At 66.4% G+C, this 20945-nt stretch carries 21 protein-coding genes; 13 read left to right on the forward strand and 8 right to left on the reverse strand.

Annotated features, from left to right (window positions below):
- The first annotated feature begins 122 nt into the window (after positions 1-122).
- Both trhP and LRM40_RS07850 read left to right on the forward strand, forming a co-directional pair.
- Positions 123-1442 carry a prephenate-dependent tRNA uridine(34) hydroxylase TrhP gene (gene trhP, locus LRM40_RS07845; protein WP_231067828.1) on the forward strand — a complete coding sequence of 440 codons (1320 nt, stop codon included), beginning with the start codon at positions 123-125 and terminating at the stop codon, positions 1440-1442.
- A 163-nt stretch (positions 1443-1605) separates the two neighbouring features.
- A complete protein-coding gene (locus LRM40_RS07850; RefSeq protein WP_151122238.1) occupies positions 1606-2010 on the forward strand; it encodes a VOC family protein in 405 nt (134 codons plus the stop codon).
- 93 nt (positions 2011-2103) lie between these two features.
- On the opposite strand, the gene acnB is transcribed toward LRM40_RS07850, so the two are convergent.
- The 6 genes from acnB to LRM40_RS07880 all read right to left on the reverse strand — a co-directional run bounded on the left by acnB (position 2104) and on the right by LRM40_RS07880 (position 8261).
- Positions 2104-4689, reverse strand: a complete 2586-nt coding sequence (acnB, locus tag LRM40_RS07855; RefSeq protein ID WP_151122237.1) for a bifunctional aconitate hydratase 2/2-methylisocitrate dehydratase — start codon at positions 4687-4689, stop codon at positions 2104-2106.
- A gap of 36 nt (positions 4690-4725) precedes the next feature.
- Entirely contained in the window at positions 4726-5130 is a 405-nt protein-coding gene (locus LRM40_RS07860; protein ID WP_151122236.1) for a type II toxin-antitoxin system VapC family toxin, read from the reverse strand.
- 6 nt (positions 5131-5136) lie between these two features.
- Positions 5137-5382, reverse strand: a complete 246-nt coding sequence (locus LRM40_RS07865) for an AbrB/MazE/SpoVT family DNA-binding domain-containing protein (RefSeq protein WP_022981638.1) — start codon at positions 5380-5382, stop codon at positions 5137-5139.
- Positions 5383-5529: 147 nt separating this feature from the next.
- A complete protein-coding gene (locus LRM40_RS07870; RefSeq protein WP_151122235.1) occupies positions 5530-6054 on the reverse strand; it encodes a hypothetical protein in 525 nt (174 codons plus the stop codon).
- Positions 6055-6137: 83 nt separating this feature from the next.
- The gene (locus LRM40_RS07875) at positions 6138-7175 is read right to left on the reverse strand and encodes an HpcH/HpaI aldolase/citrate lyase family protein (protein WP_151122234.1); all 1038 of its coding nucleotides are present in this window, start codon (positions 7173-7175) and stop codon (positions 6138-6140) included.
- A 99-nt stretch (positions 7176-7274) separates the two neighbouring features.
- The gene (locus LRM40_RS07880; protein WP_022981641.1) at positions 7275-8261 is read right to left on the reverse strand and encodes a malate dehydrogenase; all 987 of its coding nucleotides are present in this window, start codon (positions 8259-8261) and stop codon (positions 7275-7277) included.
- Between the two features lie 250 nt (positions 8262-8511).
- Between LRM40_RS07880 and LRM40_RS07885 the strand changes: the two genes are divergently transcribed.
- From LRM40_RS07885 to gltA, 7 genes are all read left to right on the forward strand, one after another.
- Positions 8512-9285, forward strand: coding sequence for a GntR family transcriptional regulator (locus LRM40_RS07885; protein ID WP_151122233.1), 774 nt, complete (start codon positions 8512-8514; stop codon positions 9283-9285).
- Between the two features lie 176 nt (positions 9286-9461).
- Positions 9462-9890 carry a succinate dehydrogenase, cytochrome b556 subunit gene (sdhC, locus tag LRM40_RS07890; protein WP_151122232.1) on the forward strand — a complete coding sequence of 143 codons (429 nt, stop codon included), beginning with the start codon at positions 9462-9464 and terminating at the stop codon, positions 9888-9890.
- Between the two features lie 16 nt (positions 9891-9906).
- The gene (gene sdhD, locus LRM40_RS07895) at positions 9907-10269 is read left to right on the forward strand and encodes a succinate dehydrogenase, hydrophobic membrane anchor protein (protein WP_151122231.1); all 363 of its coding nucleotides are present in this window, start codon (positions 9907-9909) and stop codon (positions 10267-10269) included.
- Between the two features lie 5 nt (positions 10270-10274).
- A complete protein-coding gene (sdhA, locus tag LRM40_RS07900; protein WP_151122230.1) occupies positions 10275-12083 on the forward strand; it encodes a succinate dehydrogenase flavoprotein subunit in 1809 nt (602 codons plus the stop codon).
- A 25-nt stretch (positions 12084-12108) separates the two neighbouring features.
- Positions 12109-12810: a succinate dehydrogenase iron-sulfur subunit gene (locus LRM40_RS07905; protein WP_211372916.1), complete on the forward strand. Its 702-nt coding sequence runs from the start codon at positions 12109-12111 to the stop codon at positions 12808-12810.
- Positions 12811-12843: 33 nt separating this feature from the next.
- Positions 12844-13116 (forward strand): FAD assembly factor SdhE, encoded by a 273-nt coding sequence (locus LRM40_RS07910; RefSeq protein WP_151122228.1) that lies wholly within the window; start codon positions 12844-12846, stop codon positions 13114-13116.
- A gap of 27 nt (positions 13117-13143) precedes the next feature.
- Positions 13144-14454 carry a citrate synthase gene (gltA, locus tag LRM40_RS07915; RefSeq protein ID WP_151122227.1) on the forward strand — a complete coding sequence of 437 codons (1311 nt, stop codon included), beginning with the start codon at positions 13144-13146 and terminating at the stop codon, positions 14452-14454.
- 101 nt (positions 14455-14555) lie between these two features.
- On the opposite strand, the gene bla is transcribed toward gltA, so the two are convergent.
- Entirely contained in the window at positions 14556-15449 is an 894-nt protein-coding gene (gene bla, locus LRM40_RS07920) for a class A beta-lactamase (RefSeq protein WP_151122226.1), read from the reverse strand.
- 100 nt (positions 15450-15549) lie between these two features.
- Here bla and LRM40_RS07925 point away from each other — a divergent pair, with 100 nt between their 5' ends.
- Positions 15550-16428 (forward strand): LysR family transcriptional regulator, encoded by an 879-nt coding sequence (locus LRM40_RS07925; protein WP_151122225.1) that lies wholly within the window; start codon positions 15550-15552, stop codon positions 16426-16428.
- On the opposite strand, the gene LRM40_RS07930 is transcribed toward LRM40_RS07925, so the two are convergent.
- The gene (locus LRM40_RS07930; RefSeq protein WP_231067789.1) at positions 16416-17063 is read right to left on the reverse strand and encodes a GntR family transcriptional regulator; all 648 of its coding nucleotides are present in this window, start codon (positions 17061-17063) and stop codon (positions 16416-16418) included. The genes LRM40_RS07925 and LRM40_RS07930 overlap by 13 nt on opposite strands.
- 144 nt (positions 17064-17207) lie before the next feature.
- On the opposite strand from LRM40_RS07930, the gene scpA reads away from it, so the two are divergent.
- Genes scpA through meaB form a run of 3 tightly spaced genes read left to right on the forward strand, consistent with a single transcriptional unit; the run spans position 17208 to position 20921 of the window.
- Positions 17208-19361: a methylmalonyl-CoA mutase gene (scpA, locus tag LRM40_RS07935; protein WP_151122224.1), complete on the forward strand. Its 2154-nt coding sequence runs from the start codon at positions 17208-17210 to the stop codon at positions 19359-19361.
- A gap of 29 nt (positions 19362-19390) precedes the next feature.
- Entirely contained in the window at positions 19391-19879 is a 489-nt protein-coding gene (locus LRM40_RS07940) for a GNAT family N-acetyltransferase (protein ID WP_151122223.1), read from the forward strand.
- Positions 19880-19883: 4 nt separating this feature from the next.
- Positions 19884-20921, forward strand: coding sequence for a methylmalonyl Co-A mutase-associated GTPase MeaB (gene meaB, locus LRM40_RS07945; protein ID WP_151122222.1), 1038 nt, complete (start codon positions 19884-19886; stop codon positions 20919-20921).
- Positions 20922-20945 lie beyond the last annotated feature (24 nt).

A 20945-nucleotide genomic window follows, 5' to 3' on the forward strand; every position in this document is an offset into this window, starting at 1 on the left:
TCGCCACCCCTGCGCCCCGTTCAAACCCCTGACGGTTTGGCGGGGCAAGGCCGGCAGAGGACAATCGAGGGGTGAAGCACACCGCCCCCGAACTCCTGCTGCCGGCCGGCTCGCTGGCCAAGATGCGCGCCGCCTACGATTTCGGCGCCGATGCCGTCTATGCCGGCCAGCCGCGCTACTCGCTGCGCGCCCGCAACAACGAATTCCGCCTGGAGCAGATTGCCCAGGGCATTGCCGAAGCCCATGCGCGCGGCAAGAAGTTCTTCGTCACCAGCAACCTGATCGCGCACAACGACAAGGTGCGCACCTACCTGCGCGACATCGAGCCGGTGATCGCCCTCAAGCCCGATGCGCTGATCATGGCCGATCCGGGCCTGATCATGCAGGTGCACGAGAAGTGGCCCGAGGTGCCCATCCACCTCTCGGTGCAGGCCAACACCACCAACTGGGCCACGGTGAAGTTCTGGCAGAAGATGGGCGTGAGCCGCATCATCCTCTCGCGCGAGCTGAGCCTGGACGAGGTGGAGGGCATCCGCAACGAATGCCCGGACATGGAGCTGGAGGTCTTCGTGCACGGTGCGCTGTGCATCGCCTATTCCGGCCGCTGCCTGCTCTCGGGCTACTTCAACCGGCGCGACCCCAACCAGGGCACCTGCACCAACGCCTGCCGCTGGGAATACGGCACCCAGGTCGCCAGCGAGCATTCGCCCAGCGGCGAGGCGGTGCCGGTGGGTACGCTGGAGCGCGATTTCGACTTTGCCGAGGCCCAGGCCGAGGCGGAAACGAGCTTCTCGACCTGTGGCGGTGGCGCCCGCCACCCTGCGGCCGACCGGGTCTACTTCATCGAGGAGAAGGGCCGTCCGGGCGAGCTGATGCCCATCATGGAAGACGAGCACGGCACCTACATCCTGAACAGCAAGGACCTGCGGGCGGTGGAGCATGTGGCCCGGTTGTGCCAGATCGGCGTCGATTCGCTGAAGATCGAGGGCCGCACCAAGAGCCTGTACTACGTCGCCCGCACGGCCCAGGTCTACCGCCGCGCCATCGACGATGCGATGGCCGGCAAGCCGTTCAACCCCGAGCTGCTGCTGGAGCTGGAAGGCCTGGCCAACCGCGGCTACACCGGGGGCCTGCTGGAGCGCCGCCCGGCGCAGGATTACCAGAATTACATCAGCGGCCACAGCGAGCTGCATCGCAGCCACTTCGTCGGCGAGGTGCTGGGGGTGCGTGCCGATGGCTGGGCCGAGGTCGAGACCAAGAACCGCTTTGCGGTGGGTGACCGCATCGAGGTCATCCATCCGGCGGGCAACCGCATCTTGACGCTGGAGACCATGCAGAATCCCGAGGGCGAGACCATCCAGGTGGCCCAGGGCAACCCGATCCGGGTGTTCGTGCCCCTGGGCGGGCCGGTGGAAGGGGCGCTCCTCGCGCGCCTGCTCTGAGTGCGGGCCTCGGCGCCCTGAGGAACACAGGATCGCACGTCCCCTGCATTCGGGAGGTTGCGGGTTTGTCCGGGCGGTGCTGGCGCGTCAGGCGCGCATCGTGGTGGGGGCGGGCTGCCCTCGGCCCGGTCCCGTTCCACCGCCCCATTCAGGAGGATCCACCATGCCCATTCCCGCCTGTCCTGTCGTCCATTTCGAACTGCCTTACCGGGACGCGGCCCGCGTCTCGACCTTCTACCAAACGGTGTTCGGCTGGCAGTTGCAGCCCATGGGTCCCGAGATGGGCAACTACATTCTCGCCACCACCTCCACCTGTGACAGCAGCGCGCCGGATGCTTTGCGAGGGTCGATCAACGGCGGTCTGTTCCCCCTGGTGCCGGAGTCGCCACTGCAGCAGCCCTCGGTGGTGCTGGGCGTGCCCGATGTGCGAGAGGCCATGGCCCGCGTGAGCGCGGCTGGTGGGCAGGTGCTGGGCGAGCCCATGGCCATTCCGGGCGTGGGTGACTATGTCGTCTTCGTCGATCCCGAGGGCAACCGCCTGAGCATGCTGCAGCCGCTGATGGGTTGAGCGGCGGTCCGGCCCGTCCCCGTACAGGCATGAAAAGGCCCGCACGGGGCGGGCCTTCCGGTCTGGCCGCACTTGGCGCCCGCGTGACGGACCTCAGACGCTCTTGGCGACTTCGGCGTATTCCTCGATCTGGTCGAAGTTCATGTACTTGTAGATCTGGTCGGCCTTGGCGGTGATCACACCGGTGGCGGCCAGGTACTCTTCCTTGGTCGGCAGCTTGCCCAGCTTGGAGGCCACGGCCGCCAGTTCGGCCGAGCCCAGGAACACGTTGGTGTTCTTGCCCAGGCGGTTGGGGAAGTTGCGGGTCGAGGTCGAGATCACCGTGGCGCCTTCGCGCACCTGGGCCTGGTTGCCCATGCACAGCGAGCAGCCGGGCATCTCGGTGCGGGCACCGGCGGCGCCGAAGGCGGCGTACTGGCCTTCCTTCATCAGCTCGGAGGCGTCCATCTTGGTCGGCGGGGCCACCCACAGCTTGACCGGGATGTCACGGGCACCGCCCAGCACGGTGGCGGCCGCGCGGAAGTGACCGATGTTGGTCATGCACGAGCCGATGAAGGCCTCGTCGATCTTGGTGCCGGCCACGTCGGACAGGGTCTTGGCGTCGTCCGGGTCGTTCGGGCAGCAGACGATGGGCTCGGTGATCTCGGCCAGGTCGATCTCGATCACGGCGGCGTACTCGGCATCCTTGTCGGCTTCCAGCAGCTCGGGCTTGGCCAGCCAGGCCTCGACCTTCTCGATGCGGCGCTGCAGGGTCTTCGCGTCCTGGTAGCCATCGGCGATCATGTTCTTCATCAGCACGATGTTGGAGCGCAGATACTCCTTGATCGGCTCGGGGTTGAGCTTGATCGTGCAGCCGGCGGCCGAACGCTCGGCCGAGGCGTCGGACAGCTCGAAGGCCTGTTCCACCTTCAGGTCGGGCAGACCTTCGATTTCCAGGATTCGGCCCGAGAAGATGTTCTTCTTGCCGGCCTTGGCCACGGTCAGCAGACCGGCCTTGATGGCGTACAGCGGGATGGCGTGGACCAGGTCACGCAGGGTGACGCCGGGCTGCATGCTGCCCTTGAAGCGCACCAGAACGGATTCGGGCATGTCCAGCGGCATCACGCCGGTGGCGGCGCCGAAGGCCACCAGGCCGGAGCCGGCCGGGAAGGAGATGCCGATCGGGAAGCGGGTGTGGCTGTCGCCGCCGGTGCCCACGGTGTCGGGCAGCAGCAGGCGGTTCAGCCAGCTGTGGATCACGCCGTCGCCCGGGCGCAGGGCCACGCCGCCGCGGCTGCTGATGAAGGGCGGCAGCTCGCGGTGCATCTTGGCGTCCACCGGCTTCGGGTAGGCGGCGGTGTGGCAGAAGGACTGCATCACCAGATCGGCCGAGAAGCCCAGGCAGGCCAGGTCCTTCAGCTCGTCGCGGGTCATCGGGCCGGTGGTGTCCTGGCTGCCGACGGTGGTCATCTTGGGCTCGCAGTAGGTGCCCGGACGGATGCCCTGGCCTTCCGGCAGACCGCAGGCGCGGCCGACCATCTTCTGGGCCAGCGTGAAGCCCTTGCCGGTGTCCTTGGGGGCCACGGGCAGGCGGAAGACGGTGGAGGCGGGCAGGCCCAGGAAGTCGCGGGCCTTGGCGGTCAGCGAGCGGCCGATGATCAGGTTGATCCGGCCGCCGGCGCGCACTTCGTCCAGCAGCACGTCGCTCTTGAGCTTGAACTCGGCGACGGTCTCGCCGTTCTTCACGATCTTGCCGTCATAGGGCAGCACGTCGACCACGTCGCCCATCTCCAGCTTGGAGACATCGACCTCGATCGGCAGCGAGCCGGAGTCTTCCTGGGTGTTGAAGAAGATCGGGGCGATCTTGCCGCCCAGGGTCACGCCGCCGAAGCGCTTGTTCGGCACGAAGGGGATGTCCTGGCCGGTGGCCCAGATCACGCTGTTGGTGGCGGATTTGCGGCTGGAGCCGGTGCCGACCACGTCGCCCACGTAGGCCACCAGGTGGCCCTTCTTCTTCAGATCCTCGATGAACTGCATCGGACCGCGCTTGCCGTCTTCCTCGGGCTTGAAGGCCGCGTCAGGGCGCGTGTTCTTCAGCATGGCCAGGTAGTGCATCGGGATGTCCGGGCGGCTCCAGGCATCCGGGGCCGGGGACAGGTCGTCGGTGTTGGTTTCGCCAGGCACCTTGAAGACGGTGATGGTGATCTTCTTCTCGACCTCGGGGCGGCTGGTGAACCACTCGGCATCGGCCCAGCTCTGGATCACTTCCTTGGCCTTGGCATTGCCGGCCTTGGCCTTGTTGGCCACGTCATTGAAGTAATCGAACATCAGCAGGGTCTTCTTCAGGCCCGCGGCGGCAACGTCCGCCACTTCGGCGTCGTCCAGCAACTCGATCAGGGGGTGCACGTTGTAGCCGCCCACCATGGTGCCCAGCAACTCGGTGGCCTTGGCCTTGGAGATCAGGGCGACCTTCACGTCACCGTGGGCCACGGCGGCCAGGAAGCTGGCCTTGACCTTGGCGGCGTCGTCCACGCCCGGGGGCACGCGGTGGGTCAGCAGGTCCAGCAGGAAGGCCTCTTCGCCAGCCGGCGGGTTCTTGATCAGCTCGATCAGCTCGGCCACTTGCTTGGCGTCGAGGGCCAGCGGCGGGATGCCGAGCGCGGCGCGTTCGGCGACATGTTGGCGATAGGCTTGCAGCATGGTGTGCTCTCCAGGGGTGAAACGGAAACGGGGGCGTCAGGCCGCGTGCGGCACGATGACCTTGAGCCCCTTGAAGTAGTCGCGAAAGAAGGTGTCGTCGCGGGTGATCAGGGCGTCGCACTGCAGCAGGGCGTGCGCGCCCACGAGAAAGTCGGGCAGGGTGCGCTCGCGGCGGCCGCCCCGCTGGCGGTAGCGCCGCTGCATTTCGCCGGCCCGGATGGCCGATTTGGATTCGGTGGCCGAGAAGCGCACGCCCATCTCCTCCAGCACTTCCAGCACCTCGGTGCCGTTGCGCAGGGCGGTGCAGACCTCGGTCAGTGCCACGTCGCAGACCACCACGGGCCCCACGCTGAGCGACTGGCGCAGGCAGGCCTCGGCCGCATCGGCGGCGGGGCCGTCGGCCAGCAGGTCGATCAGCACGGAGGAGTCGATGGCGATCATGGGGGATCAGACGTCCAGGGGGTCGCCAGGGGCCCGGCCGCGGATGCTGCGCATGGCGTCGTCGGTGTCGGCGAAACCATCGAGCTTGAAGCGGCCGCGGGCCTTGGAGATGGCGTCGGAGACGTCCTTGCGCAGCACGATGCGCGCGCCATCGAGCTCCACCTTGAGCACGGTGCCCTTGGTCAGGCCCAGGGCATCCCGCACCGCCTTGGGCAGGGTGATCTGTCCACGCTCGGCAACTGTGGCTTCCATCGGCGTCTCCGGGTTGATCCGAAAGATTCGGTATGCATGAATTCTACATACTTCGTCATGCATGCACAGCCGGGATGGGCGGAGGAGGGGAGGGACCGGCGAAAAAAAACGGACCCTGAGGGTCCGTTGCTTCACTGGGCTGAGGCCTTACTGCTTGACCTCGGTCTTGGCGACGTTCGGGTCCACCAGAAGCGCCTGCTGAGGCACGCCCTCGGCCGCCTTCTTGGCCTCGAGCTGCTTCTGGCTGACGCATTCGTCCACCAGGCGGCGGCCGACCTGGGTGTCCATCAGCATGGACTTGTAGGCAATCTGCAGCATCAGAGTCTTGCCACGCACGTCTTCCAGGCGCACGGCGCCGGTGGACGAGAGCACCGGCTTCATGGTGTAGACGTTCTTGCCGAAGGTCACATCGACATAGCCCGCATGCTTGGGGTTCATGACCACGTTGACGGTCTGGCTGAACTCGCAATCGTAGTGGCCGAAATCGACCAGGGCCGCGGCGGCGTTCTGCGGGCCATCGGCGTCGGGCAGCACCAGCTCAGGTTCGGGCTTGGGGGCAGCCTTGGCATGCGCACTCTTGCTGGCCTTGGTCTTGGCCGGCTGGACGGCGTGTGCAGCCTGGGCGCCCAGCAGGCCCAGAGACAAAACAGCAGTCAGGAACGCACGGATCATGCGTATCACTCCTCGGGAAACGGGTGGGTAGAAAACAGATGAGATTGTGCGCCTTAAAGCCTGATTTTTCGTGACCTTTGGTTTCAGGCTCCGGTGTTTTCGCCGAAGAAGCGCTCGCGCACCTCGGCCGGCAACTGGGGGCCCTGGCTGAAGGAGGTTCGGTGGGCGCGCTGCAGCACCTGCCAGAAGTAGCGGTAGCTGGCCCGGTCGTGCAGTTGGTCGCGCCCCTGGTGCCGGTGGCGGATGGGCGCCCAGTCCTGGGCCTGGGCGGCCAGCAGGATGTCCACGGCCTGGTCGATTTCTGCAGCTGTGGGCGAGAAGGCGTCCACGATCGGGCGGATCTGATCCGGGTGGATGCTCCACATGCGGGTGTAGCCCAGCTGCCGGCAGGCGCGCTCGGCAGCCTGCTGCAGGGCTTCGCTGTCCTTGAACTCCGTCACCACGCAGTGCGAAGGCACCTTGCCGGCCGCGTGGCAGGCGGCTGTGATTTCCAGCTTGGCGCGCAGCACCAGGGGGTGCTGGAACTGCCCCTCGACACCCATGGCCGACTGGGGGATGGCGCCGCGGTGGGCTGACACGAAGTCCATCAGTCCGAAGGACAGGGACTCGATGCGGGGGTGGGCGGCCATGGCGAACACGTCCCGCAAGGCCCCGTGGGTCTCCACCAGGGCGTGCAGGGGCAGGGCGCGGGTCAGGCCGGCCTGGGCTGCCAGCGCATCGATGATGCTGACCGCCTGTTCCAGGTCTGCCAGATGGCGCGGCTTGGGAATCATCAGGTAGGCCAGGCAATCACCGGCGCGCGGCAGCAGCACCTCCAGCATCGGCACGAAAGCCGGGTGGTCCACCGGCACCACCCGTGCGCCGACCCGGCCGAAGCGGTTCTGCGCCGAGGTGGCCAGCTCCGCGATCAGGTGGGCGTGCTCGACCTCTCCGCCCACCGGGGCGCCGTCCTCGCCATCCAGGGTCACGTCGAAGACCGGGCCCAGCTCGGCCTGCAGGTCCAGGCTCTTGCGCATGCGGGCCTCGACGCCGCAGTAGTGGTCGCAGACGGGCAGATCGGGAACCGCGTCCCCTTCTTCGAAGAGCACGTCACGGGGATGGCGGAGCGAAGCGTCGGTCATGGCAGGCGGGTTCGGGGTGGGCATGAAAAAAGCCGGTGGCGCACAGGCGCCGACCGGCTTCGCAGCTTAGCGTGCCCTTCGGGAGAAGGGCAGCAGGCATCACAGCAGGTGCTTGACGCCGTCCTTTTCGCCTTCCAGCTCGGCCAGGGTCTTGTCGATGCATTCTTGCGAGAAGGCATCGATCTCCAGGCCTTCGACGACCTTGTACTCTCCGTTTTCGCAGGTCACCGGGAAGCCAAACATCACGTCCTTGGGGATGCCGTACCAGCCTTGCGAGGGAATGCCCATCGTGACCCACTGGCCGTTGGTGCCCAGGGCCCAGTCGCGCATGTGGTCGATGGCGGCGTTGGCGGCCGAGGCGGCCGACGACAGGCCGCGGGCGGCGATGATGGCGGCACCACGCTTGCCCACGGTCGGCAGGAACACGTCCTTGTTCCAGACCTGGTCGTTGATGGTGTCCTTGACGGACTTGCCGTTCACGGTGGCGAAGCGGTAGTCAGCGTACATGGTGGGCGAGTGGTTGCCCCACACGGCCAGCTTCTGGATGTCGCCCACGGCGCAGCCGATCTTGGCGGCGATCTGCGAGGCGGCACGGTTGTGGTCCAGGCGCAGCATGGCGGTGAAGTTGCCCGGCTTCAGGTCCGGAGCCGACTTCATGGCGATGTAGGCGTTGGTGTTGGCGGGGTTGCCGACGACCAGCACCTTGACGTTGCGCGAGGCCACAGCGTTCAGGGCCTTGCCCTGGGCGGTGAAGATCTGGGCGTTGGCGGCCAGCAGGTCGGCGCGCTCCATGCCGGGGCCGCGGGGGCGGGCGCCGACCAGCAGAGCGTAGTCGGTGTCCTTGAAGGCGGTCATCGGGTCGCTGTGGGCTTCGATGCCGGCCAGCAGCGGGAAGGCGCAGTCTTCCAGCTCCATGATCACACCCTTGAGCGCGTTCTGGGCCTTCTCGTCCGGGATCTCCAGCAGTTGCAGGATCACGGGCTGGTCCTTGCCCAGCATCTCGCCGGAAGCGATGCGGAACAGCAGGGCGTAGCCAATCTGGCCTGCGGCGCCGGTCACGGCCACGCGCACGGGTTTCTTGCTCATGTGGAAATCTCCGAGGAAGGGTAGGGGAGCGGAATGGGTCGCGTGGCAGGGTCTTCCGACTGCGCGGACGGGCCGTGTCGCCACCGGCACTTTGTGAGCGGCGCGCACGCTTTGCAAGCGCGCACCGGCCATGAGTGTAGCTCGCGAGTCTAGGGGGGTGTTGACCCTCGGTCAAGAATCTTATGTCTTATATAAGACAACTCGCGATTGCGATGGACGCCGGGCGCTGCCTGTGCTGCAATGCCGCCCCATGCCTGCTTTGCCCGCTCCCGATTCGATGGACGCCGCGCCCGCCGCCGCCTCCGCGGGACCGGCATTCAGCCCGCTGTACCGCCAGATCAAGGCCTTGCTGGTCAAGAGTCTCAACAGCGGTGAATGGAAACCGGGTGAACTGATCCCCAGCGAGCAGGAGCTGGCCTCCCGTTTCGGTGTCAGCCAGGGCACGGTGCGCAAGGCCATCGACGAGATGGCCATGGAGAACCTGCTGACCCGCCGTCAGGGGCGGGGCACCTTCGTGGCCACCCACGCGGAGCAGAACATCCAGTACCGCTTCCTGCGGCTGGCGCCCGACAAGGGCCCGGCCAGCGGCATGGCGCGGCACTTCATGGATTGCCGGCGCATGCGTGCCCCCGCCGAGGTGGCGCGGGCGCTGGAGCTCAAGCCGGGTGACAGCGTGCTGCAGATCCATCGCACCCTGTCGCGCATGGGCCGGCCGGTGGTGCTCGACGAGATCTGGCTGCCGGCGACCCCCTTCAAGGGGTTGACCGCCGACCGACTGGCCCAGTACGCCGGGCCGATGTACGGCCTGTTCGAGACCGAGTTCGGCGTGCGGATGATCCGGGCCGAAGAGAAGATCCGTGCCGTGGCGGCCGACGCGCGCACGGCGGAGATCCTGCAGGTGGCCGTGGGTGCGCCGCTGCTCAACGTCGAGCGGCTGTCCCACACCTATCACGACAAGCCCGTGGAACTGCGCCGCGGCTGGTACGACACCAGCACCCACTACTACAGGAACGAACTCAATTGAAATCCAGTGATGTTCGTTGGGCCTCCGGAAAGGCCCCTGAAAGCCTGGTGCGTTGCAATAAAATCATTCGGTTTCGCTGAGGTTACAAGGCCTTCAACGTTCCGCTCTTTCCTCCGAATTTCCCGTTCTGACGAGAGACAACCACAACCAGGACTGACACAACCAGGACAGACGCCATGGCAGATACGCTCAAGCAACGTCCGGAATTCCGCAACATCCATGTCACGGAAATCCGCAATTACCGGCTCCCCCCAGCCGGCATCGTTTCCATCCTGCACCGCGTCAGCGGCGCCATCCTGTTCTTGCTGCTGCCCTTCGTGGTGTGGCTGTTCGACGTCTCCGTGACCTCCGAGGTCTCGTACGAATCCTTCCGCAGCGCCTTCGTGGCCGGCATCGGCTTCGTGCCGGGTTGGTTCGTCAAGCTGGTGTGCCTGGGCCTGATCTGGGGCTACCTGCACCACTTCACCGCCGGTGTTCGCCATCTGTGGATGGACGCCACCCACAGCGTCACCAAGGAACAAGGGCGCTCGTCGGCCATCGTGACCCTGGTGATCAGCCTGGGCCTGACCGTGCTGCTGGGCACCAAGCTCTTCGGCCTGTACTGATCGGAGTTCTCCGCAAATGGCAATCAACTACGGAAGCAAGCGCACCGTCGTCGGTGCGCACTATGGTTTGCGCGACTGGCTGGCCCAGCGCGTCACGGCAGTGCTGATGGCGCTGTTCACGGTGGTCCTGCTGGTGCAGGTGCTGCTGCCCGGCGAACTGGGCTATGACAAGTGGGCCGGCATCTTCGCCGCCCAATGGATGAAGTTCCTGACCTTCACGGTCATCGTGGCGCTGGCCTACCACGCGTGGGTGGGCGTGCGCGACATCTGGATGGACTACATCAAGCCGGTGGGTCTGCGCCTGGCGCTGCAGGTCTTCTCCATCGTCTGGCTGGTGGGCTGTGCCGGCTGGGCTGTTCAAGTGCTCTGGAGGCTGTAAGCAAAATGGCACAGACCAACAATATTTCCAAGCGCAAGTTCGACGTCGTCATCGTCGGTGCCGGTGGTTCCGGCATGCGCGCCTCGCTGCAACTGGCCAAGGCTGGCCTGAACGTGGCGGTTCTGTCCAAGGTGTTCCCGACCCGTTCGCACACGGTGGCGGCCCAGGGCGGCATCGGTGCCTCGCTGGGCAACATGTCCGAGGACAACTGGCACTACCACTTCTACGACACCATCAAGGGCTCGGACTGGCTGGGTGACCAGGACGCCATCGAGTTCATGTGCCGTGAAGCACCCAAGGTCGTCTACGAGTTGGAGCACTTCGGCATGCCGTTCGACCGCAATGCGGACGGCACCATCTACCAGCGCCCCTTCGGCGGCCACACCGCCAACTACGGCGAGAAGCCGGTGCAGCGCGCCTGCGCCGCGGCCGACCGCACCGGCCATGCCCTGCTGCACACCCTGTACCAGCAGAACGTGCGCGCCCGCACCAACTTCTTCGTCGAGTGGATGGCGCTGGACCTGATCCGCGACGCCGACGGCGACGTGGTGGGCGTGACCGCGCTGGAACTGGAAACCGGCGATATCCATATCCTCGAAGCCAAGATCGTGCTGCTGGCCACCGGTGGTGCCGGCCGCATCTTCCAGGCCTCGACCAACGCCTTCATCAACACCGGTGACGGCCTGGGCATGGCGGCACGCGCCGGCATCCCGCTGCAGGACATGGAGTTCTGGCAGTTCCACCCGACCGGCGTGGCCGGCGCGGGCGTGCTGCTGACCGAAGGCTGCCGCGGCGAAGGCGCCATCCTGCGCAACGCCAATGGCGAGCGCTTCATGGAACGCTACGCTCCGACACTGAAGGACCTGGCGCCGCGCGACTTCGTCTCGCGCTGCATGGACCAGGAAATCAAGGAAGGTCGCGGCTGCGGTCCCAACAAGGACTACGTGGTCCTGGACATGACCCATCTGGGGGCGGACACCATCCTCAAGCGCCTGCCCTCGGTGTTCGAGATTGGCCACAACTTCGCCAACGTCGACATCACCAAGGAGCCGATCCCGGTGGTGCCGACCATCCATTACCAGATGGGCGGCATCCCGACCAACATCCACGGCCAGGTGTCGGTGCCCAAGGGCGACGACCATCGCAGCCCCATCCCGGGTTTGTATGCCGTGGGCGAGTGCTCCTGTGTGTCGGTGCACGGCGCCAACCGCCTGGGCACCAACTCGCTGCTGGACCTGGTGGTCTTCGGCCGCGCCGCGGGCAACCACATCGTCGAGTCGCTCAAGAACGAGCCCAAGGCCCACAAGCCGCTGCCGGCCGATGCGGCCGACAAGACCCTGGCCCGCCTGGCGCGCCTGGAGTCCAGCACCTCCGGCGAGTACGCGCAGACCGTGGCGAACGACCTGCGTGCCTGCATGCAGTCGCACGCCGGCGTGTTCCGTACCCAGGCCCTGATGGACGAGGGCGTGATCCGCATCGCCGAGATCCGCGAGCGCGTGAAGAACATCACCCTCAAGGACAAGTCCAAGGTCTGGAACACCGCCCGCATGGAAGCGCTGGAGGTCGACAACCTGATCGAGGCCGCCCAGGCCACGATGGTGTCGGCCGCCGCCCGCAAGGAATGCCGTGGTGCCCACACCGTGAACGACTACGAGCGTGGTGCCGACGACGCCGAGTTCCCGCTGGGCCGCAACGACAAGGAATGGATGAAGCACACCCTGTGGGACAGCGCCTCGAACAGCCTGTCCTACAAGCCGGTGAACCTCAAGCCGCTCACCGTCGACAGCGTGCCGCCCAAGGTCCGCACCTTCTGAGCGTGCCCAAGGAGAAATTCACATGATCAAGCGCACTTTTCAGATCTACCGCTACGACCCGGACAAGGACGCCAAGCCCTACATGCAGACCATCGAGCTCGAGCTGCAAGGCAACGAGCGCATGCTGCTGGACGCCCTGATCAAGCTCAAGGAGGTCGATCCCTCGATCGCCTTCCGCCGCTCCTGCCGCGAAGGCGTCTGCGGTTCCGACGCGATGAACATCTGCGGCAAGAACGGCCTGGCCTGCCTGACCAACCTGCGCTCGCTGCCCGACACCATCGTGCTGCGTCCGCTGCCGGGCCTGCCCGTGATCCGCGACCTGATCGTGGACATGACGCAGTTCTTCAAGCAGTACCACTCGATCAAGCCCTACCTGCTCAACGACGCGCCGCCGCCCGAGAAGGAGCGCCTGCAGTCGCCGGAAGAGCGCGAGGAGCTCAACGGCCTGTACGAGTGCATCCTGTGCGCGAGCTGCTCGACGAGCTGCCCGAGCTTCTGGTGGAACCCCGACAAGTTCGTCGGCCCGGCCGGCCTGCTGCAGGCCTACCGCTTCATCGCGGACAGCCGTGACGAGGCCACCGCGGAGCGACTTGACAACCTGGAAGATCCGTACCGGCTGTTCCGTTGCCACACCATCATGAATTGCGTTGACGTGTGCCCCAAGGGTCTGAACCCGACCAAGGCCATCGGCAAGATCAAGGAATTGATGGTGCGTCGCGCCGTCTGAGCACGCACCTTGGTCTGCGTGGAGCAAGCCCTCATGGATGACACGACCCGCGTGGAGCCTTCTGTCGTCAGCCGCCTGAAATGGAGCTGCCGACGGGGCTTGCTTGAAAACGACCTGTTCATGGAACGGTTCTTCCGCCGCTACGAAGAGACATTGACGGCGCGGCAGGTGGAAGGACTTCAATTGCTGATGGATCTGGCGGACAACGACCTCCTGGACCTGCTGCTTGCGCGGAAGGACCCCGAGGGCCCCCTGGACATCCCGGTGGTACGGGATGTGCTGGTGCAGTTGCGCCAACCTGCTTGATGGTTTTGAGTGAGAAAGGACCCGACGATGACTCCCTCCGACGTGAAAGCCACCCTGTCGTTTTCCGACGGCAGCCCCAGCATGGAACTGCCGATCTACAAGGGCACGATCGGGCCCGACGTGATCGACATTCGCAAGCTGTATGGCCAGACCGGCAAGTTCACCTACGACCCCGGCTTCCTGTCGACGGCTTCGTGCAACTCGACCATCACCTACATCGACGGTGACAAGGGCGAACTGCTGTATCGCGGCTACCCGATCGAGCAGCTGGCGGTGAACTGCGACTACCTGGAAACCTGCTATCTGCTGCTGAACGGCGAACTGCCCAACGCCACGCAGAAGGCCGAGTTCCAGAATCGTGTGACCAACCACACGATGGTCAACGAGCAGATGCAGTTCTTCCTTCGTGGCTTCCGCCGTGACGCGCACCCGATGGCCGTCATGACCGGCCTGGTGGGGGCCCTGTCGGCCTTCTACCACGACAGCACCGACATCAATAACCCCGAGCACCGCGAAGTCGCGGCGATCCGTCTGATCGCCAAGATGCCTACGCTGGTGGCCATGGCCTACAAGTACACCGTCGGCCAGCCCTACATCTATCCGAAGAACGACCTGTCCTACTCGGGCAACTTTCTGCGGATGATGTTCGCCACCCCGTGCGAAGAGTACAAGGTCAGCCCGGTCATCGAGCGCGCCCTGGACCGCATCTTCATCCTGCACGCCGACCATGAGCAGAACGCCTCGACCTCGACCGTGCGCCTGTGCGGTTCGTCGGGCACCAACCCGTTCGCGGCCATCGCCGCGGGCGTGGCCTGCCTGTGGGGCCCGGCCCACGGTGGCGCCAACGAGGCCTGCCTGAACATGCTGGAAGACATCCAGGCCATGGGCGGCGTGGCCAAGGTCGGCGAGTTCATGAACCAAGTGAAGGACAAGAACTCCGGCGTGCGCCTGATGGGCTTCGGTCACCGTGTCTACAAGAACTACGACCCGCGTGCCAAGCTCATGCAGGAAACCTGCAAGGAAGTGCTGCAGGAACTGGGCCTCGAGAACGACCCGCTGTTCAAGCTGGCCATGGCCCTGGAGAAGATCGCGCTGGAAGACGACTACTTCGTCGCCCGCAAGCTGTACCCGAACGTGGACTTCTACTCGGGCATCGTGCAGCGCGCCATCGGCATCCCGGTGCCGCTGTTCACCGCCATCTTCGCGCTGGCGCGCACGGTGGGCTGGATCGCCCAGCTCAACGAGATGATCGCCGACCCCGAGTACAAGATCGGTCGTCCGCGTCAGCTCTTCGTGGGCTCGGCCAAGCGCGACGTCAAGCCGCTGGCTCAGCGCTGATGCGCCGCGGATGCGGGCAGGGCGCGCAGGCGCTCTCCCGCTCCAGCACGAAGGCCCCCTCGGGGGCCTTTTTTCATGGCCTTGCGCTAGCGCCCCCTTCGTCAGAGGTGTTGCCAGCGCGGCAAGAGGCGGCCCACCTCTGCCAGGCAGGCTTGCTGCGCCTCGCGCGGGCTTCGGCAGTTGCTGAGGAATGCCACCACCACCCAGGGGGCAGCCTGTCCGGGCGGCCAGACGATGGCCACATCGTTGCTGATGCCGTCGCCCGTGCCGGTCTTGTCGCCGATCTGCCAGCCCGTCGGCAGGCCGGCGCGCAGGCGTTGGGCGCCGGTGGTGCTGGCTTTCATCCAGGCCTGTAACTGGGCCTGCACCGTCTTCGGCAGGCCTGCGCCCAGGCACAGGCGCTGCACGGTGTCCGCCATGGCGGCGGGGGTCGTGGTGTCCCATTCCCCGGTCGGGTCGGCGAGGTTGAGATCCGGTTCGCTGCGGTCCAGGCGCGTCTGCGTGTCGCCATGGGCGCGCAGCCAGCGGGTCAGGCCGGCGGGGCCGCCCTGCGTCTTGAGCAGCAGCAGGGCGGCGGTGTTGTCGCTGGTGGTCATGGTGGCCTCGCACAGCTGGGCCACGCTCAGGCGGCCGCGTCCCACCGCCTTCTTCGTCACCGGGGACCACTCGACCAGGTCGCTGCGGCGAAACGCGAGCTGTCGGTCCAGGCGCTCCTCGCCGCGGGCAGCCCGATCCAGCACCTGGGCGCACAGCAGCAGCTTGAAGGTGCTGCACAGCAGGAAGCGCTCGTCGGCGCGGTGGAGCCAGCGGCGGCCGCTGCCGGTGTCCAGCACCGCCAGGCCCAGCCGCCCGCCGGCGCGCGATTCAATGTCCTGCAGGGCCTGCTGGAGGGCAGGGGAAGGCGCCGGATTTTCCTGGGGCTCCAGCGGATTGGCCAGCGCAGATCCCAGGCAGCCCAGGCCGAGCAGATGGGTCAGAAAGTCACGTTTCTGCATGGTTCTCTCAGAGGTGAAGGTGGCCGAAGGTTAGGGACTGGAGGGCGAAGGAACAAATGGGAAGAATGCAGGGGAGACCATCAGTTTTCAGAGGTCAACCTTGGATCTTCCTCTCAACGCCCTGCGGGCCTTCGCGGTGTCCGCCCGGCACCTGAACTTCGCGCGGGCCGCCGATGAACTGCACCTGAGTCCCACCGCCGTCAGCCAGCATGTCAAGAACCTGGAGGCGCGTTACGGGGTGCGGCTGTTCCACCGCCTGCCAAGGGGACTGGCGCTGACCGACGAGGGGCGGGCCATCCTGCCGGCGGTGGCGGCCTCGTTCGATCGCCTGGCCGAGAGCCTGCAGCAGCTGAAGGACGGCAGCCCCCGCGAAACCCTGTCGCTCGGGGTGGTGGCCACCTATGCCGTGGGGTGGCTGTTGCCGCGGCTGGCCCGGTTTCAGGCGGCCTGTCCGCATGTGGACCTGCGCCTGCAGACGCACAACAACCGGGTGGACCTGGCCGCCGAGGGCCTGGATGCCGCCATCCGCTTCGGCGATGGGCATTGGCATGGCACCCAGGCCGTGCCCTTGCTTCAGGCCCCGCTGGCGCCACTGTGCGCCCCGGCGCTGGCGTTGCGGCTGAAGCAGCCGCAGGACCTGATGGACGTGCCGCTGCTGCGGTCGTACCGCGTCGACGAATGGGACCAATGGTGTGCGGTGGCGGGCGTGCCCGTGCCGCCGCTGCGCGGCATGGTGTTCGACAGTTCGCTGGCCCTGGCCGAGGCGGCAGCCCTGGGGGTCGGGGTGGCCCTGCTGCCCACCGTGCTGTTCCAGCGGGATCTGGTGCAAGGGCGCTTGGTGCGTCCCTTCGACGTGGAGGTCTCGGTGGGGCGCTACTGGCTCACCCGCTTGGCCAGCCGGGCGCCCAGTCCCGCACTGGCCAGCTTTGCGGCCTGGCTGACCGGGGACGGTCCGGCCGACGCCCCTCAGGCCGTCTGAGCCGCGGTCAGGCCGTTGTCGAAGTGGGCGCGCATGAGCCGTGCGGCCTGCTCGGGCGCGCGTTGCTCCAGCGCCGTCAGCAGGGCCCGATGCTCGGCCAGCGACTCCTCGATCCGCCCCTGCCGGAACAGCGAATGGTGGCGGTTGAGCTTCATCACCTTGCGCAGGTCGTTGACGATCTGCTCGCGCCAGCGGTTGTGGGCCAGGGCCAGCAGCCGCATGTGGAAGCGCTCGTTGGTGCGGAAGAAGTCGTCCCGCTGCCCGACCTGCGCCTCCAGTTGTTCATGCAGCTGGCGCAACTCTGCCAGCTCGGCGTCGCTGGCCGTCTCGGCCACCTGGGCTGCGGCATCGCTCTCCAGCAGGGCCAGCAGGCGGTAGACCTGGCTGACATCCTGGGCCGACATCTCGGTGACATAGGCACCGCGGCGCATCTTCATGGTCACCAGGCCTTCCACGGCCAGGACCTTCAGCGCCTCCCGCAGGGGGGTTCGGCTGATGCCGTAGTCGGCGGCCAGCTTCTGCTCGTCGATCCAGCTGCCGGGCTCGAGTTCGCGGTTGAAGATCTGCTCGCGCAGGCGCTCGGCCACCTGGAGGTACAGGGCTCGGGGGGCGAAGATCGAATCGTTGTCGGGCACGGCAGTGTCAGGCAGGGTTCAGTGAGCCATGTCAAGATGGATTCATAATTATGCATTCTGTATCATTGTCGGCAATGTCAATCTGACAAGCAGATGCACAGGGACATGTCCCAGCCGATTCCGCGCCGGGCCCCAGGAGATTCCATGTCGAACCCGAACGAATTCAAGTCCGCCAACCTCGAACAATGGGCCCAGGCCGCCGCCAAGTCGGCCGGTGGGGATCTGGCCAAGCTCAACTGGCGCACGCCCGAGGGCATCGAGGTCAAGCCGCTTTACACCGCGGACGACATCGCCAGCCTGCCTTACGCCAACACGCTGCCGGGCTTCGAACCCTTCATCCGAGGCCCGCAGGCCACCATGTACGCGGTGCGGCCCTGGACCATCCGCCAGTACGCCGGTTTCTCCACCGCCGAGGAGTCCAACGCCTTCTACCGCAAGGCCCTGGCGGCTGGTGGCCAGGGCGTGTCGGTGGCCTTCGACCTGGCCACCCACCGCGGCTACGACAGCGACCATCCGCGCGTGACCGGCGATGTCGGCAAGGCCGGCGTGGCGATCGACTCGGTCGAGGACATGAAGATCCTGTTCGACGGCATTCCGCTGGACAAGATCTCGGTGTCGATGACCATGAACGGCGCCGTGCTGCCGGTGCTGGCCGGCTACGTGGTCGCCGCCGAAGAGCAGGGCGTGCCGCAGGACAAGCTGTCCGGGACCATCCAGAACGACATCCTCAAGGAGTTCATGGTCCGCAACACCTACATCTACCCGCCGGAGCCGTCGATGAAGATCATCGGCGACATCATCGAGTACACGAGTCAGAACATGCCCAAGTTCAACTCGATCTCGATCTCGGGCTACCACATGCAGGAAGCGGGTGCCAACCAGGCACTGGAGCTGGCCTTCACGCTGGCCGACGGCAAGGAGTACGTGAAGACCGCCATCGCCAAGGGCCTGGACGTGGACGACTTCGCGGGCCGGCTGTCCTTCTTCTGGGCGGTTGGGATGAACTTCTATCTCGAGATCGCCAAGATGCGCGCGGCCCGCCTGCTGTGGTGCCGCATCATGAAGGGCTTCAACGCGAAGAACCCCAAGAGCCTGATGCTGCGCACGCACAGCCAGACCTCGGGCTGGTCGCTGACCGAGCAGGACCCCTACAACAACGTGGTCCGCACCACCATCGAGGCCATGGCCGCGGTGTTCGGCGGCACCCAGAGCCTGCACACCAACTCGCTGGACGAGGCCATCGCGCTGCCCACCGAGTTCTCGGCCCGCATCGCCCGCAACACCCAGCTCATCATCCAGGAAGAGACCCACATCACCAACGTGGTGGACCCCTGGGCCGGTTCCTACATGATGGAGACGCTGACCCAGCAGATGGCCGACAAGGCCTGGGCCATCATCGAGGAGGTCGAGGCCATGGGCGGCATGACCAAGGCCGTGGACAGCGGCTGGGCCAAGCTGAAGATCGAGGCCAGCGCGGCCGAGAAGCAGGCCCGCATCGACTCGGGCAAGGACGTCATCGTCGGCGTCAACAAGTACAAGCTGGCCAAGGAGGATCCGGTCGAGATCCTCGAGGTGGACAACGTCAAGGTGCGCGAGTCCCAGATCGCCCGCTTGAAGCAGATCAAGGCCACCCGCGACAATGCCAAGGTCCAATCGGCCCTGGACGCGCTGACCGCCTGCGCCCAAAGCGGGCAGGGCAACCTGCTCGACCTGTCGATCCAGGCCATCCGCCTGCGCGCCACCGTGGGTGAGGTCAGCGATGCGCTGGAAAAGGTGTTTGGCCGCCACCGTGCGGACATCCAGAAGGTGACCGGTGTGTACGCAGCTGCCTATGACTCGGCCGAAGGCTGGGAAAAGCTCAAGGGCGAGATCGATGCCTTCGCCGAGGAGACCGGTCGTCGTCCGCGCGTGATGATCGCCAAGCTGGGCCAGGACGGTCATGACCGCGGTGCCAAGGTGGTGGCCACGGCCTTCGCCGACCTGGGCTTCGACGTGGACATGGGCCCGCTGTTCCAGACCCCCGAGGAATGCGCCCGCCAGGCCATCGAGAACGACGTCCACGCAGTGGGCATTTCCACGCTGGCCGCCGGTCACAAGACCTTGGTGCCGGCCATCATCGCCGAGCTGAAGAAGCAGGGGGCCGACGACATCATCGTCTTCGTCGGTGGTGTGATCCCCGCGCAGGACTACGATTACCTTTATGAATCCGGCGTCAAGGGCATCTACGGTCCCGGCACGCCCATCCCGGTCAGCGCCAAGGACGTGCTGGAGCAGATCCGCAGCGCCCAGAAGGCCTGACTCTTTCCGCCTCCATTCACGCCACCGCCATGCCCATACAGTCGCCATCGCCCGGACTCTCCCTCAAGCCCGCCAGTGACGACGACTTCGAAGCCCTGCTGCTGCTGCGGCTGGCCGCCATGCGCGAGAGCCTGGAACAGGTGGGGCGCTTCGACCCCCAGCGCGCGCGAGAGCGCCTGTCGCGCGGCTTCCAGCCCAAGTTCACCCGCAACATCCTGCTCGATGGCGAACTGGTGGGCTTTGTCGTCGTGGTGCCGCTGGAAGACAGCGGCGAGTGGCTGCTTGACCACCTCTACATCCATCCCAATGCGCAGAAGCTGGGCATCGGCTCCTGGGTGATGGGTCAGGTGTTGCAGGAAGCCGACCGCCACGGCAAAGCCGTGCGCGTCACCGCCCTGCGCCTGAGTGATGCCAACCGCTTCTATCAGCGGCATGGCTTCCAACTGCAGGCCGAGGGCGAGTGGGACCTGTATTACCTGCGGCCCGCTGCTTCGGCCGGCCAGACCGACCCCCGCTGATCCGATGACGAGTCCTTCCAACGACGGCACCCTGGAGGCCGGCGAGCAGCGACTGTGCGAGCAGGTGCTGGGGCGCGACCCGGTGCTGCGCCGTCGCGCCATCGCCAAGACCATCACGCTGCTCGAATCGACCCGCCCGGACCACCGGCTGCGCGCCGATGCCCTGCTCAATGCGCTGCTGCCGCATGGGGGCCAGTCGTTCCGGTTGGGCATCTCCGGCGTGCCCGGCGTGGGCAAGAGCACCTTCATCGAGGCTCTGGGCCTGCACCTGATCGCGCAGGGCCACCGGGTGGCCGTGCTGGCGGTGGACCCTTCCTCCAGCGTGTCGGGCGGCTCCATCCTGGGCGACAAGACGCGGATGGAGCAACTCTCCATCCAGGAAGCTGCCTACATCCGCCCCAGCCCCTCGGGCGGCACCTTGGGCGGCGTGGCCGAGCGCACCCGCGAGGCGATGATCGTCTGCGAGGCGGCCGGCTACGACGTGGTGATCGTCGAGACCGTGGGCGTGGGCCAGAGCGAGACGGCCGTGCACGGCATGACCGACATGTTCTGCCTGCTGCAGCTGCCCAACGCCGGCGACGACCTGCAGGCCATCAAGAAGGGCGTGATGGAGCTGGCCGACCTGGTGGTCATCAACAAGGCCGACATCGACGTCAACGCGGCCACCCGGGCCCGCGCCCAGATCACCAGCGCCCTGCGGCTCTTCGGCCAGCATGGCAACCCCGAGCATGCCCACCACCTGGAAGACCTCTGGCACCCCGAGGTGCTGCAGCTCAGCGCCCTCAAGAACACCGGCGTGTCCGAGTTCTGGCAGACCGTGAGCCGCTACCGCGAGCTGCAGCAGCGCAGCGGCCGGCTGGCCGCGCGCCGCCATGCCCAGGACGAAGCCTGGATGTGGGAGCGCATCGACGCCGGGCTCAAGGCCCTGTTCCGGTCCCATGCCCAGGTCCGCGAGGCCCTGGCACCCCTGACCACCGAGGTCCGGGCTGGGCGTGTCGCGGCCTCCGTGGCCGCACGCCGCCTGCTCGACCTGTTTCACTGACCCATTCCAAGTACCCCCGAGAGA

Origin of the sequence: Ideonella dechloratans (assembly GCF_021049305.1) — a bacterium.
GTDB classification, from domain to species: domain Bacteria; phylum Pseudomonadota; class Gammaproteobacteria; order Burkholderiales; family Burkholderiaceae_C; genus Ideonella; species Ideonella dechloratans.